The organism is Acinetobacter brisouisimilis, assembly GCF_000368265.1.
Classification (GTDB): domain Bacteria; phylum Pseudomonadota; class Gammaproteobacteria; order Pseudomonadales; family Moraxellaceae; genus Acinetobacter.
This window is the reverse complement of record NZ_KB851219.1, coordinates 1,441,592-1,458,630: the sequence shown is the minus strand read 5'-3', so window position 1 is coordinate 1,458,630 and position 17,039 is coordinate 1,441,592. Positions and strand designations below refer to the sequence as shown.

General features: G+C 39.3%; 21 protein-coding genes and 1 pseudogene. 13 read left to right on the top strand and 9 right to left on the bottom strand.

The features are described 5' to 3' along the window. The first annotated feature begins 214 nt into the window (after positions 1–214). From F975_RS10660 to trpB, 9 genes are all read left to right on the top strand, one after another. Positions 215–1,402 carry an O-succinylhomoserine sulfhydrylase gene (locus F975_RS10660; RefSeq protein ID WP_004753143.1) on the top strand — a complete coding sequence of 396 codons (1,188 nt, stop codon included), beginning with the start codon at positions 215–217 and terminating at the stop codon, positions 1,400–1,402. Positions 1,403–1,415: 13 nt separating this feature from the next. Further along, positions 1,416–1,748: a YbaB/EbfC family nucleoid-associated protein gene (locus F975_RS10655; RefSeq protein WP_322782728.1), complete on the top strand. Its 333-nt coding sequence runs from the start codon at positions 1,416–1,418 to the stop codon at positions 1,746–1,748. Between the two features lie 11 nt (positions 1,749–1,759). Then, positions 1,760–2,356, top strand: coding sequence for a recombination mediator RecR (recR, locus tag F975_RS10650; protein WP_004753139.1), 597 nt, complete (start codon positions 1,760–1,762; stop codon positions 2,354–2,356). A gap of 255 nt (positions 2,357–2,611) precedes the next feature. After that, complete coding sequence (locus tag F975_RS10645; RefSeq protein ID WP_004753137.1) at positions 2,612–3,754, top strand: ribonuclease D; 1,143 nt, start codon at positions 2,612–2,614, stop codon at positions 3,752–3,754. Positions 3,755–3,863: 109 nt separating this feature from the next. Further along, positions 3,864–4,163, top strand: a complete 300-nt coding sequence (locus F975_RS10640) for a YcgL domain-containing protein (RefSeq protein ID WP_034426319.1) — start codon at positions 3,864–3,866, stop codon at positions 4,161–4,163. Between the two features lie 2 nt (positions 4,164–4,165). Continuing rightward, positions 4,166–4,555 carry a hypothetical protein gene (locus F975_RS10635; RefSeq protein ID WP_004753132.1) on the top strand — a complete coding sequence of 130 codons (390 nt, stop codon included), beginning with the start codon at positions 4,166–4,168 and terminating at the stop codon, positions 4,553–4,555. A gap of 15 nt (positions 4,556–4,570) precedes the next feature. Further along, positions 4,571–5,416: an AAA family ATPase gene (locus F975_RS10630; RefSeq protein ID WP_004753130.1), complete on the top strand. Its 846-nt coding sequence runs from the start codon at positions 4,571–4,573 to the stop codon at positions 5,414–5,416. A gap of 12 nt (positions 5,417–5,428) precedes the next feature. Beyond that, positions 5,429–6,616, top strand: coding sequence for a vWA domain-containing protein (locus tag F975_RS10625; RefSeq protein WP_004753129.1), 1,188 nt, complete (start codon positions 5,429–5,431; stop codon positions 6,614–6,616). A gap of 24 nt (positions 6,617–6,640) precedes the next feature. Further along, positions 6,641–7,843 carry a tryptophan synthase subunit beta gene (gene trpB / locus F975_RS10620; protein WP_004753127.1) on the top strand — a complete coding sequence of 401 codons (1,203 nt, stop codon included), beginning with the start codon at positions 6,641–6,643 and terminating at the stop codon, positions 7,841–7,843. Positions 7,844–7,993: 150 nt separating this feature from the next. On the opposite strand, the pseudogene F975_RS10615 reads toward trpB, so the two are convergent. The 3 genes and pseudogenes from F975_RS10615 to F975_RS10605 form a co-directional block, all read right to left on the bottom strand. Continuing rightward, a pseudogene (locus F975_RS10615) lies at positions 7,994–8,416 on the bottom strand (CBS domain-containing protein); the annotation flags it as partial. Positions 8,417–8,528: 112 nt separating this feature from the next. Next, positions 8,529–8,960, bottom strand: a complete 432-nt coding sequence (locus F975_RS10610; RefSeq protein ID WP_004753122.1) for a CBS domain-containing protein — start codon at positions 8,958–8,960, stop codon at positions 8,529–8,531. 154 nt (positions 8,961–9,114) lie between these two features. Further along, positions 9,115–9,348: a hypothetical protein gene (locus F975_RS10605; RefSeq protein WP_004753120.1), complete on the bottom strand. Its 234-nt coding sequence runs from the start codon at positions 9,346–9,348 to the stop codon at positions 9,115–9,117. 217 nt (positions 9,349–9,565) lie between these two features. Here F975_RS10605 and F975_RS10600 point away from each other — a divergent pair, with 217 nt between their 5' ends. From F975_RS10600 to F975_RS10585, 4 genes are all read left to right on the top strand, one after another. Then, on the top strand, positions 9,566–9,928 hold the full coding sequence (locus F975_RS10600) for a hypothetical protein (protein ID WP_004753118.1): 363 nt from the start codon (positions 9,566–9,568) through the stop codon (positions 9,926–9,928). A gap of 174 nt (positions 9,929–10,102) precedes the next feature. Continuing rightward, positions 10,103–10,447 (top strand): hypothetical protein, encoded by a 345-nt coding sequence (locus F975_RS10595; RefSeq protein ID WP_004753116.1) that lies wholly within the window; start codon positions 10,103–10,105, stop codon positions 10,445–10,447. 77 nt (positions 10,448–10,524) lie between these two features. After that, positions 10,525–11,640 carry a signal recognition particle-docking protein FtsY gene (ftsY, locus tag F975_RS10590; RefSeq protein WP_004753113.1) on the top strand — a complete coding sequence of 372 codons (1,116 nt, stop codon included), beginning with the start codon at positions 10,525–10,527 and terminating at the stop codon, positions 11,638–11,640. Positions 11,641–12,042: 402 nt separating this feature from the next. Next, positions 12,043–12,636, top strand: coding sequence for a nitroreductase family protein (locus F975_RS10585; RefSeq protein ID WP_004753111.1), 594 nt, complete (start codon positions 12,043–12,045; stop codon positions 12,634–12,636). Positions 12,637–12,696: 60 nt separating this feature from the next. On the opposite strand, the gene F975_RS10580 is transcribed toward F975_RS10585, so the two are convergent. From F975_RS10580 to F975_RS10555, 6 genes are all read right to left on the bottom strand, one after another. Continuing rightward, positions 12,697–12,990, bottom strand: a complete 294-nt coding sequence (locus F975_RS10580; RefSeq protein WP_004753109.1) for a cyd operon YbgE family protein — start codon at positions 12,988–12,990, stop codon at positions 12,697–12,699. A gap of 4 nt (positions 12,991–12,994) precedes the next feature. Then, complete coding sequence (gene cydX, locus F975_RS15525; RefSeq protein ID WP_004753106.1) at positions 12,995–13,096, bottom strand: cytochrome bd-I oxidase subunit CydX; 102 nt, start codon at positions 13,094–13,096, stop codon at positions 12,995–12,997. Positions 13,097–13,110: 14 nt separating this feature from the next. Beyond that, a complete protein-coding gene (cydB, locus tag F975_RS10570) occupies positions 13,111–14,256 on the bottom strand; it encodes a cytochrome d ubiquinol oxidase subunit II (protein WP_004753105.1) in 1,146 nt (381 codons plus the stop codon). After that, positions 14,253–15,842, bottom strand: coding sequence for a cytochrome ubiquinol oxidase subunit I (locus tag F975_RS10565; RefSeq protein WP_004753103.1), 1,590 nt, complete (start codon positions 15,840–15,842; stop codon positions 14,253–14,255). Before F975_RS10565 ends, cydB begins: the two co-directional genes overlap by 4 nt. Then, positions 15,842–16,033 carry a cytochrome oxidase putative small subunit CydP gene (cydP, locus tag F975_RS10560; protein WP_004753102.1) on the bottom strand — a complete coding sequence of 64 codons (192 nt, stop codon included), beginning with the start codon at positions 16,031–16,033 and terminating at the stop codon, positions 15,842–15,844. Before cydP ends, F975_RS10565 begins: the two co-directional genes overlap by 1 nt. A 603-nt stretch (positions 16,034–16,636) precedes the next feature. Continuing rightward, positions 16,637–16,990 carry a hypothetical protein gene (locus F975_RS10555; RefSeq protein ID WP_004753099.1) on the bottom strand — a complete coding sequence of 118 codons (354 nt, stop codon included), beginning with the start codon at positions 16,988–16,990 and terminating at the stop codon, positions 16,637–16,639. Positions 16,991–17,039 lie beyond the last annotated feature (49 nt).

Genomic DNA, 17,039 nt, shown 5'->3' with positions numbered 1-17,039 from the left:
GTAAAATGGCCTTATAAATTTAAACGATTGCTGAAAATCGATGCAAATAGCAAATTTGTGAGCTTGAAACTTGGCTGTGAAAACAATAATTGCTCAAAAAATGCATAGCGGTAGCGTAATCATGAAATATTTTACCTTGACCGATTGGCTATAAGGCGCTCAAAATGTTGGCAGTTTTGATTCTATGCATAGCGTTATATAAAGAGTAGAGCTCATGAGCCAGCACGACGATTCCCAATATCAATTAGATACTTTAGCCATCCGTACAGGGCACACTCGCAGTTTCGAGGGTGAACATAGTGAACCGATTTTCCTGACTTCATCTTTTGTCTATGCCAACGCTGCTGAAGCTGCAGCAAAATTCTCAGGCAAAGAGCCAGGCAATATCTATTCACGTTTCACTAACCCGACAGTTGCCATGTTTGAAAAACGTCTGGCAGCCTTAGATGGTGCAGAACGTGCAGTGGCAACAGGTTCGGGTATGGGTGCGATCTTGGCAATTGCGATGGCATACTTAAAAGCCGGCGATCATGTGATTTGTTCGCGTGCTGTGTTTGGTTCTACCGTCAGCCTGTTTGAAAAATATATTGGTAAATTTGGCGTTGCAGTTGATTTTGTAGATTTGACCAATTTACAAGCTTGGCAAGATGCGATTCGTCCAGAAACCAAACTCTTCTTTGTTGAATCTCCATCAAATCCATTGGCTGAAATTGCGGATATTCAGGCACTTTCTGATCTGGCACATGCACATTGTGCGTTGTTGGCAATTGATAACAGCTTCTGTACGCCTGCTTTACAGCAACCAGTCAAGTTTGGTGCAGACCTTGTGATTTACTCTGCAACCAAATATATCGATGGTCAGGGGCGTGCTTTAGGCGGTGCAGTGGTCGGTAAACATCAATTACTTGAAGAAGTGTTTGGTGTGGTGCGTACCCTTGGCCCGTCTATGAGCCCATTTAATGCATGGGTATTCTTGAAAGGCTTGGAAACTTTGCGTTTGCGTATGAATGCACACTGTCAAAGTGCACAAAAACTGGCTGAGTGGCTCAATCAGCATGATAAAGTTGAGAAAGTTTACTATGCAGGCTTACCTGAACATGTAGGACATGAATTGGCGGCAAAACAGCAATCCGGCTTTGGTGGCATTGTATCTTTTGAAGTGAAAGGTGGTCGTGAAGCAGCTTGGAAAGTAATTGATAGTACCCAGTTTATTTCAATTACCGGTAACTTGGGTGATGTAAAATCAACCATTACTCACCCGGCGACCACGACACATGGTAAATTATCCGATGCGGCTAAAGCTGCTGCAGGAATTCGTGAAGGTCTTATTCGTGTATCGGTTGGTTTGGAAGATATTCATGATATTATTGCCGACCTTTCTCGTGGTCTCGATCTGATTTAATTTTGGAGTCAATCTGATGAATATTAATATGCTGATGCAGCAAGCCCAGCGCATGCAAAAAGACATGGAAAGCAATATTAAAAAAGCCAAAGAAGAGTTGGCACAAACTGAAGTGCATGCTGAAGCGGGTGGTGGTCTTGTAAAAGTCACTATGACTTGCCGTCATGTGGTAAAACGTATTGAAATTAACCCAGAGTTGCTACAAGACGAAGCAGACATGGTTGAAGACTTGATTGCAGCCGCAATGAACGATGCATCACGTCAGGCTGAAGCAATTTCAGAAGAAAAAATGAAAGCTGCAAATGCTGGCACAGGTTTGCCACCTGGTTTATCTGGTTTGTTCTAAGGGATTATTTGGTGTTTAGTCCCCGTTTTGAACAGCTTGTTCAAGCATTGCGCACCTTGCCAAGCGTTGGGCCAAAGTCGGCCCAGCGTATGGCGCTGCATCTGGTGATGAAAAACCGTGAAGGTGCTTTTCAACTTGCCCATGCTTTGCATGAAGCGGCATCTTATATTCAAAGCTGTCATGTGTGTCATTCGCTGAGTGAGGATGAAATTTGCGAGATATGTGCATCACCACGTCGAGATGACACGGTGCTGTGTGTGGTTGAATCTCCTGCCGATGTTATGGCAATTGAGCAAAGCGCTGGATTTCATGGGAAATATTATGTACTTGGTGGGCATTTGTCGCCGTTAGATGGTATTGGACCTGAAGAAATTGGTATTCCCGCATTGGTTCAACGCTTAAAACAGGGGCAGATTCAGGAAGTGATTCTGGCAACCAATGCAACGATCGAAGGTCAGGCAACAGCACATTATATTTTGGAAGCGTGTAAGACTTTACCTGTCAGCATGACGCGAATTGCTCAAGGTGTGCCACAAGGTGGAGAGCTTGAGTATGTTGATAGTCATACGTTAAGCCAAGCCTTGCATCATCGTATGCAATTGAAATAATCCAGTTTGCCATTCAAAAACCTATCATTTGAGTGGTTTTTTAGTTTTAAATTAAAATTGTTTAAAATATGCAGATTATAAAAACAATAAAATGACTTTTATTGCTTGGTCAAAAATATAACAATAGGAGTGGTTTTTTTAAATTGTTGACAATTATCGCAATCGACAGGTTTCTGATTCATCGGTTAATATGTAAAACGGTTTAGCGTTATTTTTCTCACCTTTGAGGTAATGCATCACGCATTTTGCAAGAACATGTATCATTTTATTCAGCATCAACCCGAACTCGAGATGGTCTTAGCTGCCATGGACCAAAGTGCCATTTACGCACTCGATAGTGAATTTATCAAGGTTGATACGCTGCGGCCAAAATTAGGTGTATTCCAGATCAATGTTTCTGAGCAAACTTATTTGCTAGACGGTGTAAATTTAGATTTGACTGAGTTCTGGAAAAAATTGGCAACAGCCCAGCAAAATATTTTCCATGCCTGTGGTGAAGACATTGATTTAATTTATCATTATGCTCAAGTTCGCCAGTTAAATAATGTATTTGATACACAGGTTGCGATGTCATTTTTAGGGCATGGTTTACAGGTCAGTTATCAAAATGCGTTGAAGCAAATGATCGACATTGATATTGAAAAAGATCAGACGCGTTCAGACTGGCTGGCTCGCCCATTGTCAGATAAACAGCTCTGTTATGCTGCCAACGATGTTATTTATCTGAATCATCTGGCACAACGATTAAAGTCGCAACTCCAAGAGAAAGGTTTGCTTGAGTTTGTGTTAGAAGATTGTCAACACTTGACTGAAGAAATTGCACAGCAAACGCCAATAGAGTTGTTATATACCGATATTGGAAATTATCGCCACTCACGTCGCCAACTGATGCAATTACAGCAGTTGAGTATCTGGCGAGAACAATTTGCAAAAAGCTTAAATATCCCACGGAGCTTTTTGTTAAAAAATTCGAGCATGATTGATTTGGTTGAAAAAAATCCACGTAACCATTTTCAGCTCTCGCACATTAAGCATATTCGTCCAAATGTTATCCGTGAGTACGGTAAGCTTATTCTGGACTTATTGAAATATTTACCAGAGAAAGAGCTTTGGCCTGCCAGCATTCCACGACCAGTCAAACATATTTCCAAGCCAGTAGCAGAGCAGATCGATCGTATGATTGGTGGGGTGGTTGAACAGACCAGTATCCCACATGCGGTACTTATGCGTAAGAAGTGGCTCAATGAGCTCTATCAATATATTGTTATGCCGCAAACAACACAGAAATTGTCCAGTTACCTCATGGGGTGGCGCTATGAATTACTCACCCAGCCATTGCTCGAAATCTTGCAGCAAGATCAGGAAAATCTGGCTGAGCAGATGAAAGTTCGCCAATAACTCAAAAAATCCTATAGAATATTCATGACTCTAGCGTCAATAATGATGCTAGATTCGGTTATTTTCGATATTGTTATTTCTGTATTATAAGAGTGCCGTGGTTATGGTTGTGCATTGTGATATTTATCGCTCTAGCAAAAAAGATGAAATGTATTTGTATGTTGCACGTCAAAATGCAGAGCAGGCGCATGAAGATCCATTTGCGAATGTTCCAGAAATGTTAAGCGTTGCTTTTGGGCGCGCAACATTTGTTATGCATCTTGAGTTAACTGAAACACGCAAGTTGGCGCGTGCCAATGTATTGCATGTGATTGACTCTTTACAAACCAAGGGTTTCTTTATTCAGGTTCCACCAGAAGGCCTCATTAATCCAAATGCAGTCGAACCTGAAGGATTGCGAGGCGCTTAACGATGGATACAAGCATCGTGCATCAAACGATGACATTTCTCACAGTGATTCCTGAAAATATTATTGCAGTGAGTGTGTATGTTGCAGGTGCAATTCTTGTGTTGCTGCTGTGGTATTTAATGACTAGGCCGTATCCAAAATTTTGTGCAATGTCGACGTGGATTGTGTTTGCATTTATGGTGACGCCGAGCATTTCAGATGGGAGTAATGCTGCAATTGCTCCTGCTGTATTTGGACTCATGTTTGGTATCTTTACGCATGATCATAATTTGATGTGGGTAAATCTAGCTACAATTTTATTTGTGATTGGTTTAGGCAGTGTGGTGGGTTTCTTCTGGTTAAAATTTTTACAAAATAAATCTCAGCAAACCAAAAATACTGCTCCATTTTAGCAAAAGGAAGGCTTTATGGTTGCCAAAGTGACAGCGCAGTTTCAAGGGACATCACAGTATATTGCGGCAGATGGACTCAAACTCGCAGTGAATGCTGCCTGTACTTTGGAAAAACCATTATTGGTTAAAGGTGAGCCGGGAACAGGGAAAACTTTACTTGCAGAGCAAGTCGCTGCGAGTTTGGGTTTGAAGCTGATTACATGGCATATCAAGTCGACCACTAAAGCTCAACAAGGGCTATATGAATATGATGCGGTGTCGCGCTTACGCGATAGTCAACTTGGTGATAGCCGCGTTTATGATATCCAGCATTATATTAAGCCTGGCAAATTATGGGAGGCTTTTACCAGCACTGAACGCTGTGTCTTGTTGATTGATGAAATTGATAAAGCAGATATTGAGTTTCCAAATGATTTGCTGCATGAATTAGACAAAATGTCATTTTATGTCTATGAAACCAATCAGACCATTCATGCCAAGCAACGCCCCATCGTGATTATTACCTCAAACAATGAAAAAGAATTGCCGACTGCTTTCTTGCGTCGCTGTTTTTTTCATTATATTGAGTTTCCAGATGAAGCTATAATGCGGAAAATTGTTGCGGTACATTTTCCACAGATCTCGCAGAATTTGCTCAGTCAGGCGTTACAGGTCTTTTATAAACTTAGAGATATTCCGAACTTAAAAAAAGCACCATCAACTTCTGAATTGATTGACTGGTTAGCGCTTATTTTAGCGGATGATTTGCCTGAGCAGGCGCTACAACAACAATCAGCCTTGCCGCCTCTGTATGGCGCACTGATAAAAAATGAGCAAGATTTACAATTGCTCGAACGTCTTGCTCAAATGTCGCGGCGTTAACGGACAACACTTATGTTTATACGTCTATTTTATTCTTTAAGAAAATACGGCGTTCCTGTTACCACCCAAGAATTACTCGATTTAAATCAGGCAATCGCAAAAAATTTGGTATTTGCTGATCTTGAGCAATTTTATTGGCTTGTACGTATGCTCATGGTAAAAGACGAGCGTTATTTCGATAAATTTGATCGTGCATTTAAAGCTTATATGGACGGGGTTGAGCGCCTAACTCAAGAAGAAATTTTAAATCAACTGCAACACTTACCTAAAGCATGGTTTGATCTAGAACTTATTGAAAAAAACCTGACTGAACAGCAGAGAGCAGAACTGCAAAAAGCCAATTCTTTAGCCGAGTTATTGCAACAGCTTGAACAGCGGTTGCACGAGCAGCAGAAGAAGCATCAGGGTGGTAATAAAATGATTGGCACAGGCGGAACATCACCGTTTGGTGCTTATGGTGATCATCCAGAAGGAATCCGAATTGGTGGGCCGAGCCGTAAACGTTCGGCAGTCAAGGTTTGGGAGCAGCGTCAATATAAAAACCTAGATGATGAACAAGTGTTGAGTTCACGTCAGATGCAACTGGCACTGCGTTATTTACGCCGTTTTGCTCGTCAAGGTGTGGCACAAGAACTCGATATTCACGCCACTATTCAGGCAACAGCCAAACAAGGCATTTTAGATGTACAGCTTGTTCCAGAACGCCGTAATGGTGTAAAAGTCCTCATGCTGTTTGATGTCGGCGGATCTATGGATGGCTATGTTCAGCAGTGTGAAGCTTTGTTCAGTGCCGCAAAAAATGAGTTTAAGCATCTGGATTATTTTTATTTTCATAACTGTCTGTATGACTATGTCTGGAAAGACAATACTCGTCGTAATACAACTCGATTATCCACTTGGGATTTACTCCATACTTATAGCTCAGACTATCGGGTAATTTTCGTTGGTGATGCCAGTATGGCACCCTATGAGTTACAGAGTGTCGGTGGTTCAGTTGAGTATATGAACGATGAGTCGGGGCAAATCTGGCTACAACGCGTCCGACAACATTTTCAGAAAACGGCATGGTTGAATCCAGAAGACCAGCGTTATTGGACATATACCAAAACTATTGGCCTGATTCAGCAGATTTTTGAACAGCAGATGTACCCAATGACCTTAAAAGGCATTGAGGAAATGACTAAGTATTTATCACGTTAACAATAAATGAAGTGGGATAATATAATGCAGCAATTACAAGGTTTTGCTTTACCAACTCAAGATGGTTTTTTTGGGGAATATGGCGGTCAGTTTATTCCACCACACTTAAAAGTGGCGATGGATGAAATCAATACTGCATATGAACAGATTCGCCATACCGCCGAATTTCAGCAAGAACTGAATGATTTATTTCAGCATTATGTTGGTCGTCCAAGTCCATTGTTTTATGCGAAGCGTTTATCCGAACAACTCGGCGGTGCACAAATTTATTTAAAACGCGAAGATTTAAACCATACGGGTGCGCACAAAATCAACCACTGCTTAGGTGAAGCCTTACTTGCTAAATACATGGGCAAAACCAAAGTGATTGCAGAAACAGGTGCAGGGCAACATGGTGTTGCGCTTGCGACAGCCTGCGCTTTGGTGGGCATTCCGTGTGAAATTCATATGGGGCAGGTGGATATTGAAAAAGAACACCCTAATGTCGTCAAAATGAAAATTTTAGGGGCAACGCTAATTTCTGTAACCCGTGGAACAGCAACTTTAAAAGATGCAGTTGATAGTGCCTTTGAAGAATATTTGAAAGATCCTGAAAACTACATCTATGCGATTGGTTCAGTGGTTGGACCTCATCCATTTCCAAAAATGGTGCGTGACTTTCAGGCCATTATTGGCGATGAAATTAAACAACAAAGTCAGGCACAATTTCAGCAACTCCCAGATTATGTGGTTGCTTGTGTTGGTGGCGGGTCGAACGCAATCGGTGCATTCACCGCATTTTTAAATGAAGATAGTGTCAAGTTAGTGGGTGTTGAACCTGCGGGTTATGGTCTGGATACGACACAACATTCTGCAACTCTAACATTGGGCAAACCGAGTCAAATTCATGGTATGGCATGTTATGTCCTTGAAGATGAACAGGGGCAGCCACTGCCTGTACACTCTATTGCATCAGGCTTGGATTATCCTGGAGTAGGACCACAGCACAGTTTCTTAAAGGATTTGGGTCGGGTGGAATATACCACAGCAACCGATCAGGAGTGTCTGGATGCATTTATGATCTTATCTCGTGTAGAAGGTATTGTTCCTGCGCTAGAAAGCTCACATGCAGTTGCATGGGCACTGCGCGAAGCACCGCATTTGCCAAAAGAAACTAAAATTGTCGTGAACCTGTCTGGTCGCGGCGATAAAGACGCTGATTATGTTGCTCAGAAGCTAGGTTTATAAGTTCTATATAAAATAAAAGAGCTACCTTTTGGTAGCTCTTTTAATTAAAGATGAACAGTGGTGAAGTTATTGTCGATCATAGGATTGTAATTGCTGAATTAAATTTTGCTGATCCTTGATGGTCGCATCAGCTAAGTCGCCAAAATTTTCAATATAATTCTCCAATTGTTGAATCAGATCATGCTGATCTTCAATAATGGCTTTCACCAAATCTCCGACTGCAACCATTCCTACAAGCTGCTCTTGCTCTAGAACTGGTAAATGCCGTAAATGATGATCGGTCATTAATTTCAGACTGTCCTTGACAGTATGCTCTAGCTGAATGGTAATCACCTCAGCAGTCATTAACTCACGGACTTGAGTGTCTTCGGTGAGAAACTGATGCTTGAGCATTTTACGTGCACAATCCCGCTCTGATAAAATTCCAATGACACGCTGTTCTTGAGTGACAATCAAAGCCCCTATATCTTTGTTTGTCATTAAAGAAATTGCTTCATGGATAGAAGCATCTGGTGAAATTGTATGAACAGAAGGATCAATTTTATTTTGTATCACATATTTAATATTAGTCATGATTTTCCTAGATTTTTCGTTGTTCTAGTCTGACTAAAATGGAATAAATCGATCATTTTATCAACAATAAAATCCATATAAAATGTAAGGAATAATTACATTTAAAATTGATTTAGTTCGAAATATAGTGCTTTAGCTGTTGAATCAAATCATGTTGATCTTCAATAGTTGCCTTGACTAAATCGCCAATTGCCACAAGACCAACCAGTAAGTCATTTTCCAAGACTGGTAAGTGTCGTAAATGTCGATCAGTCATTAACTTTAAGCATTCTTCAACGGTATTATTTAACCGCACACTAATGACGGCTGAGGTCATGAGCTCACAAACTTGTGTACTATCTGCGGATAAATCACGCATGATAATTTTTCGGGCACAGTCGCGCTCTGACAAAATACCAACGACTTGATTACCTTCGGTGACAACCAGTGCACCAATGTCTTTGTTTGCCATCAGCGTGACTGCTTCAGTAACTGATGCATCTGGAGCAATGGTGTAAATCGATGAATTCTGTTTTTTTTGAATTACATGGGCTACGTTTGTCATATTATGCTTATCCTTCGCGGTTTTTTTAGTTGTAACTTAAGATGGAATAAATGATGAAATTTTGCAAGAGTGAAAAAATGAATAAATGTATATAAAAATTATGTATAAGTCATAAATAACAGGCACAAAAAAACGCCACCTAAGTGACGTTTTTTTAAGCTTTCATAGTTGCCAGTTTTTGCCAGTATAAGGCTTTCAGGCTATCTCGTTCTACGCGGAATCCTTGGGTGTAAAGTTCTGCCAAGAATAATGCAGCTTTGCCATGACCTGCGTGTGCGACATTTTCTAGATCTGTCACAGCATCACAAAAATTCATTTGTGACTGGATTGTGTTAACTGCATTTGCGTACACATGCTCTAGGTCTTGTTGAGAGAGTTGTTTAATCATATATAGCTCCTTATTTTAATTATGATTACAATCGACTTATTTACTGAAGTCTAATTTAAATTAACATATCTACATTTAACTAATATTACAGTTCATATATTAAGTCAATCTCAATATGAAGGCAATTTCTATTCTTTCAAGGTTACATGATTAAACATTAAACAGAAATATTTTTTATTAATATAGAAATATAAAAGTATAACAAGGAGAGTAAATAATGACCCTAACAATAATAGATGGTTTAGAGTTTGACGTGCCTTTAGACCAGGCGAAAATTAAAGCACTTGCTTTACTACATCACGATCAGTTAGGCGAGGCCATTTATCACAAAGACCAGCATATTGGTGAGCTAGGAATTGCACATCGTGTCAAAATAGCGGACTTTACTCGTCAATTGCCTGCTGAAAAACGCCTCGAATTTTATAGAATATATAATCATGAATTGCGTCGTTTGGCGGTTGATGATCCATTGCATCCTCCACATGCTGAAGAGGGCGTCAATGTATTTTTATTAATTGTGATTATGTTGATGATTGCAGTGATTTTATATTTTGCTTTTGTGCGCCATGTAACAGGTTAATACATAGTTCATTAAATGTTTAATATGAACTAAACATAAATGATGAGACTTCTTTCACCATGATTTATATCCTTTTATATTTTTTCCATAGAGAAAAGGAAAATAGATTAATGAAAGAAGTCTATTGTACTCTAGGGATGATCAACTTAAACTAATAATTCATAGAGGTTGGTCATGCTTAAAGCTATAGATACTATCGCAATATCATTTAGAAGCAGAATTAAAATATCTGTTCAATATTTTTCGCATTTTTTACTCGGGTGCATCGCACTGTCGGTGATTGTTTTTGTATATTTTCTTTCAATTTGCCCAATTCAGAGTCATCAATATGATGTAGTTGAAAACTTGGCTCGCTCGGCACAGTATCCTAAAACTCAGCATTTTGCAATTCAGCTGCTACAACAACCTCATTTGACTCAGTGGCAGTACTTTCAAGTGATACGTGCTTATCAATATGAGAAAACTAAAACAATGCGTTATCCTGCACTCAATACAAATGATACTCTGCCGAGATTTTAAGCGGGCTCAAGCGGTAGAATAGCAATAACTTATGTTAAACTTATTCTTTTTAATGCAATGTTTTTCAAGGGATCAGCATGCAAGAACAAACACATGGGCAAAACAAATTTTTGATTGATGCAGAGATTGGTGATGATGATGTCACTTTGCCAAGTTTACCTGCTGTTGAAGTTCCAATTGTAGAAAAAAAAGCTGAGCAAGTTGTAAATTTAACTCAAAGTTCAGCACCCGAAGTGACTGAAACTGACGCACAAGAAAAGCCTAAAGCAGGTGGTTTCTTTAGCCGTATGAAAGAAGGCTTAACCAAAACTCGGAAAAATTTTACCGATGGTATGGTGAATATTCTGATTGGTGGTAAAGAAATTGATGATGAGCTTTTAGAAGAAGTTGAAGAGCAATTATTGATTGCGGATATTGGCGTTGAAGCAACTAAAACCATTATTGCAAATTTAACCGAACGTACCGCACGTGGTGACCTCATTTATTCTCACGCTTTATATAAAGCGCTTCAGGAAGAGCTGGTTGCACTGTTAGCACCGCGTGTAAAACCCTTGCATATCGATACCAATAAGCGCCCGTTTGTCATTCTAATGGTTGGGGTAAATGGTGTAGGAAAAACCACTACCATTGGAAAATTAGCCAAGCGGTTACAAGGTGAAGGTAAAAAAGTCATGTTGGCTGCGGGTGATACCTTCCGTGCGGCTGCAACTGAACAATTGCAAATTTGGGGTGAGCGTAACAATATTTCTGTGGTTGCTCAGGGGCATGGTGCAGATAGTGCGTCGGTTATTTTTGATGCTTTCGAAAGTGCACGTGCTAAAGGTATTGATGTATTGATTGCTGATACGGCAGGGCGCTTACACAATAAAAGCAACTTGATGGAAGAGCTGAAAAAAGTTAAACGCGTCATGCAAAAAATTGACGCCACTGCACCACATGAAATTATGCTGGTTGTTGATGCAGGCACAGGACAAAATGCAATTAATCAGGTGCAAGAATTTGATCAGGCAGTTGGGCTAACAGGAATTACCATTACAAAACTTGATGGTACAGCCAAAGGCGGGGTGTTATTTAATATTGCAAGCCGTACTCATGTGCCAATTCGATTTATTGGTGTTGGTGAAAAAATTGATGATTTACGCCCATTTTCAGCGAAATCATTTGTTGCTGCACTTTTTGAAACAGAAAAATAAAATCTATATGGAGCTGCTCTGTTGACGCTTTATTTATAATTTGCGTTATCAGTGAAAAGCGGTTTCAGTAAGGTATGAAATCAGGCAATGGAATTCCCATTGCCTGATTTTAATGAAGTTTAGCCATCATCCTTCTCAATTCGGTTATTTTGAATATTTTCCCGTTCACAACGATGTACGAAAATCACTAAATTTTATGATTCTTGCCTAGAAATACTTCAACATGGTTCACGCTGCAGGAATCTACAACATATAAAAAATCTCTAATAGCTTGAGATATTATTCATTTTATTCTAAAAATAGGACACAGTGTTTAGATAAGCCTGCTTTTCCCGCAGATATAAAACATTAAAATTACAGTCATTGCATTTTATTAAAATTGTGACAATCAGGAGTTACAGCATGTCTTTTATCGATCAAATTGAAAAACGCCGTACAATTTATGCAATTGGTAACCAAGTTGCTTTATCAAATACCGAACTTGAAGCATTAATTAAACAAGCAATTCGTCTTAGTCCATCTGCATTTAATTCACAAACATCTCGTGCAGTGATTTTGTTTGATGCATCACATGTTAAATTCTGGGAAATTGTGCGTGAAACTCTACGTAAAATTGTGCCAGAAGCAGCATTTGAAGCAACCAATAATAAAATCAACAGCTTTGCAGCAGGTAAAGGTACGGTTTTGTTTTATGAAGATCAAGATGTGGTGAAAGGTCTACAAGAACAATTTGCTGCTTATGCAGACAATTTCCCTGTTTGGTCTGAACATTCTTCTGGTATTGCTCAATTTGCAGTATGGACTGCATTGGCTGAACAAGGTGTTGGTGCATCACTACAGCATTACAACCCAATTATTGATGCTGAAACAGCAGAAACTTTTGCGGTACCTGCAAACTGGAAACTTCGCGCTCAGTTGGTATTTGGTTCAATTGAAGCACCTGCTGGCGACAAAACTTTTATGGATGACGCAGCACGTTTTAAAGCTTTTAACTAAGTTTTAATCTAGCCAATAAAAAAACCAGCATTTGCTGGTTTTTTTATTGGTGCAGATTTTTTAGCCAAGCCAGAGGTAATAACCAACTGCCATCAGTGGCCATGCGACTACAGGGCTAAATAACCATTTCCATAACCACCAACGCGGTATAAAACCCACACCATAAATGAATCCACCTGAAATGCCTAACATGACGAGCATGAGCACACTGTGATTATAGTGTCCATTTGCATCAAGCATTAAAGAAGGGTAGACCAATAAGATTCCAGCCAAAGGCAATGCCAGCATAAAAGAAACAATCATCATGAAAATCTCTGCTGCACTTTTCTTTGGTGTTGTCATTGCTTCAGCCATTGTCTTATTCCTCGTCTAGATTTTGATGATGTTCAGTGTATAGCGCACTAAGTACACTTGCGAAACATGCCATTAAAATTCCGAGAATCCACGCAAAATACCACATATTCTATTCTCCTATTAGTACAGACTATGTGAGTGAGTTTCAATGTGTTTATTGGTAATCACGCCCCACATTTTGTAATAACACCATGTTGTATATATTAGGATGATTGGAACGAAAATACACGCTGCAACAGTCATTACACCGAGTGTTTTATGACTTGAAACTGCATCCCACATGGTTAAGCTTGAAGTTGGATCAATACTAGATGGAAGCAAGAATGGGAACAAGGCAAAGCCAGCAGTTAAAATTGCACCGACAATGCTTAAACTTGTACCTGTAAAGCTTAGACCTGCTTTATTTGAACCACCACCAACAATCGTTAATAGACCACCCAAAATAGCAAGAACAGGTGCAACCATAGTGATTGGATAAGTTGAATAGTTATTCATCCAGCCAGGATTTGTATTGGTTACAACATGTTTGGTTAGAGGGTTAATTGCAGCATTGGTGTTAAGTGGAGTTGCTAAGCTATAACCAGGCATGTGACCGAAATACAACCAAGCACCTGCTGCCAAGAAGCATACCAAGAATACGATACCCATGATTTGAGTTGCTTTCGCAGAGCGTTGACGTAATACGCCATCGGTACGAAGCATTAACCATGCACCGCCATGTGCTGAAAGCATTGACAAGCTGACAATACCGCACACTAATGCAAATGGGTTGAGTAAGGCAAAGAAGCTACCTGTGTATTCAGAACGAAGTGTGTCATCGAAGTGAAATGGTACGCCTTGGAATAAGTTACCAAATGCAACACCAAACACTAATGCTGGAACAGCACCACCGATACATAGACCCCAGTCCCATGAAGTACGCCATTTGGTATTTTCTAGCTTAGAGCGATAGTCAAATCCAACAGGGCGAAGGAAGAGGGCGAATAGAACCAACAATAGCGCCCAGTACATCCCAGAGAAGGCAACGGCATACACCATTGGCCATGCAGCAAATAGGGCGCCACCTGCAGTGATAAACCAAACTTGGTTGCCGTCCCAGTGCGGTGCAATCGTGTTGATTGCAGCACGTCGTTCGTTATCAGTTTTACCAACAAAAGGCATGATTGCCATGGAACCCATGTCAAAACCGTCGGTTAGAGCAAAGCCAATTAATAAGACACCAACAAGAACCCACCAAATGATTTTGAGTAATTCATATTCAATCATGATTGAGCCTCCCCAACAGCAGATTGGTGATGTGTGTCTGATTTTTCAAAATGATATTTGCCAGTATGCAACGAGCTTGGACCAAGGCGAGCAAATTTGATCATCAGGTACATTTCTATAATCAATAGAACAGTATAGAAAGCAACCAGTGCAAAGATAGAACCCGCTAGATCTCCTGTACTTAAACTAGAAGCAGACAAGTGGGTTGGTAATACTTCGCCGATAGTCCATGGTTGACGACCACCTTCTGCAACATACCAGCCAGTTTGAGTAGCAACCCAAGGTAATGGCAATGAATATAGCGCGAATTTAAGTAACCATGGTTTTTGTTCAAAATTACGTTGTGCTACAGACCATGCTGAAAGAAGGAATAACAGTAGCATTAATGCACCTGATACAACCATCGCACGGAAAGTAAAGAATAAAGCTTTTACATTTGGAATACTGTCTTTAACTGCAGACTTGATTTGGTCATCAGTCGCGTTAGTAACATTTGGTGTATATTTTTTAAGAAGTAGGCCATAACCTAAATCTTTTTGGCTGTCTTTAAATGCGCTAAGTAACGCAGGTGTACGATCACCAGCACGAAGTTTTTCAAGCTGACCGTATGCAACCATACCATTACGAATACGAGCTTCATGTTGAGTCATGAGATCTTTAATCCCTGTGACTTGTCCTGTCGTAGAACGTGTTGCAATCAGACCCAATACATATGGGATTTTGATGGCATAGTCAGTACGCATTTCTTGCTGATTTGGAATACCAAACAGGGTAAAGCTTGCTGGAGCAGGTTCAGTGTTCCATTCGGCTTCGATAGCAGCCAATTTGGTTTTTTGTACGTCACCAATTTCATAACCTGATTCATCACCAAGCAAAATAACGCAGAATGTTGAAGCAAGACCAAAGATCGCAGCAATTGCAAAAGAACGACGAGCAAATGCTAAATCACGTTTTTTTAGTAAGTAATAGCTTGAAATGGCTAATACAAAGATAGAACCTGTGACATAACCTGAAGAAACGGTATGAACAAATTTCACTTGAGCAACAGGGTTAAACAGTAATGCACCAAAATCAGTCAATTCCATACGCATGGTTTCAAAATTGAATGCTGCACCAACAGGGTGCTGCATCCAGCCATTCGCAATCAGAATCCAAAGCGCAGATAAGTTAGAGCCAAGAGCAACTAACCAAGTTACACTCAGGTGTTGAACACGAGAAAGTCGTTCCCATCCGAAGAAGAATAAACCAATAAATGTTGATTCAAGAAAGAACGCCATTAAGCCTTCGATCGCCAGTGGTGCACCAAAAATGTCACCTACATAGTGCGAATAATATGCCCAGTTTGTACCAAACTGGAACTCCATGGTTAGGCCTGTAGTAACGCCTAACGCAAAGTTAATACCGAAGAGCTTGCCCCAAAACTTGGTCATGTCTTTATAGATTTCTTTGCCAGAAACAACATAAGCTGTTTCCATAATGGCAAGAAGAAAAGACATACCTAGAGTTAATGGAACAAATAAAAAGTGATATAACGCGGTCATTGCAAATTGCAACCGCGAAAGATCGACCACGCTTTCAGAAATCATCAACGTGTCTCCTTAATTGGGGGTGGACTGCCAGCAATACGCTCGGCAACTTGATTGTCAAAGTTTTTGGGAAAAGTCGGGGAATCAAACCAAATATTTTTGATTAGCATTAGAAGAGCAAATTTAATCACCAAAATAATGATGATTTCTTTTACTAGCCGTTTATCGAATTTATTCGTTTCTAAGCTCATGTTAATAAGCCTATTAAAATCTCTATATTGATTATTATTGAATAAAAAAAATAAAAAATAAACAATAAAAAACAAATATTGATTTGTTTTTATTTAATTGATTAAAATCAATAATTTAAAATGTTGTTTTGGTATAAATTAGTTTATTTATTAAACTAATAAAATCTGACTAAATTGCTCGTAATTTTACAATCAAAATGTGAGTGAAATAGTCGGGAATAGGAAATGAATCTGATTGTTTTAATAGGAATTGCAGTTTTTAAAATTAATTTTCGTATTTTTATATGCATAAAACTTGCCAAATTTATTTATTTTAAGATAATTCGATATTAATCTAACTTAATAATATTCTAATGATTTGTTGGCATAAAAAAATTACTACACTACATTGTAGTGGCTATTTTAAAGTTTTATTTAAATAATAGGCTTCTTTCATTAGTTTATTGTATTTCTTTTACGTTACATTGAAATGACTTCAATGTTGAATTTCTCTGTATATATGAGAAATTCAACAAAGATATAAATAATGATAAAAAGAAGCCTAATCTGAATCATGATAAATTTTTCTAGGCCATGTGGTATCGATAACCTCAAAAAATTGAATTACTGTTTTGGTCGAGGTGGGGTAAAAGCCAGCGCACATTTTCCTTTCACTTCGTGGCCATTGATTGTCACCATTTTGGTATGAGGATCACTTTGACAAGCGTCATACAGCTCATTTTCATTGCCCTGAATCATCTTGCTGTGCATTGGAATAAATTGGGTCTCGCAAGTCCCATTCCATAAAATTCCTCTTGCTGCAAATGAAACAGCATCACCTGCATGTTTGCCTTTACAGACGTGTTGTATGGTTTGTGTGTTATAGATTTTTTCAACTTTGTCATTGGCTTGAGCGAGAGACATATAACCAAGTGACAAGCCTAAACACACTGCGGTTGCGAAGACGTTTTTATTCATATGTTGACCTTCCTAATTGATATTGTTTTAAAGCCGATTATTAGTATAA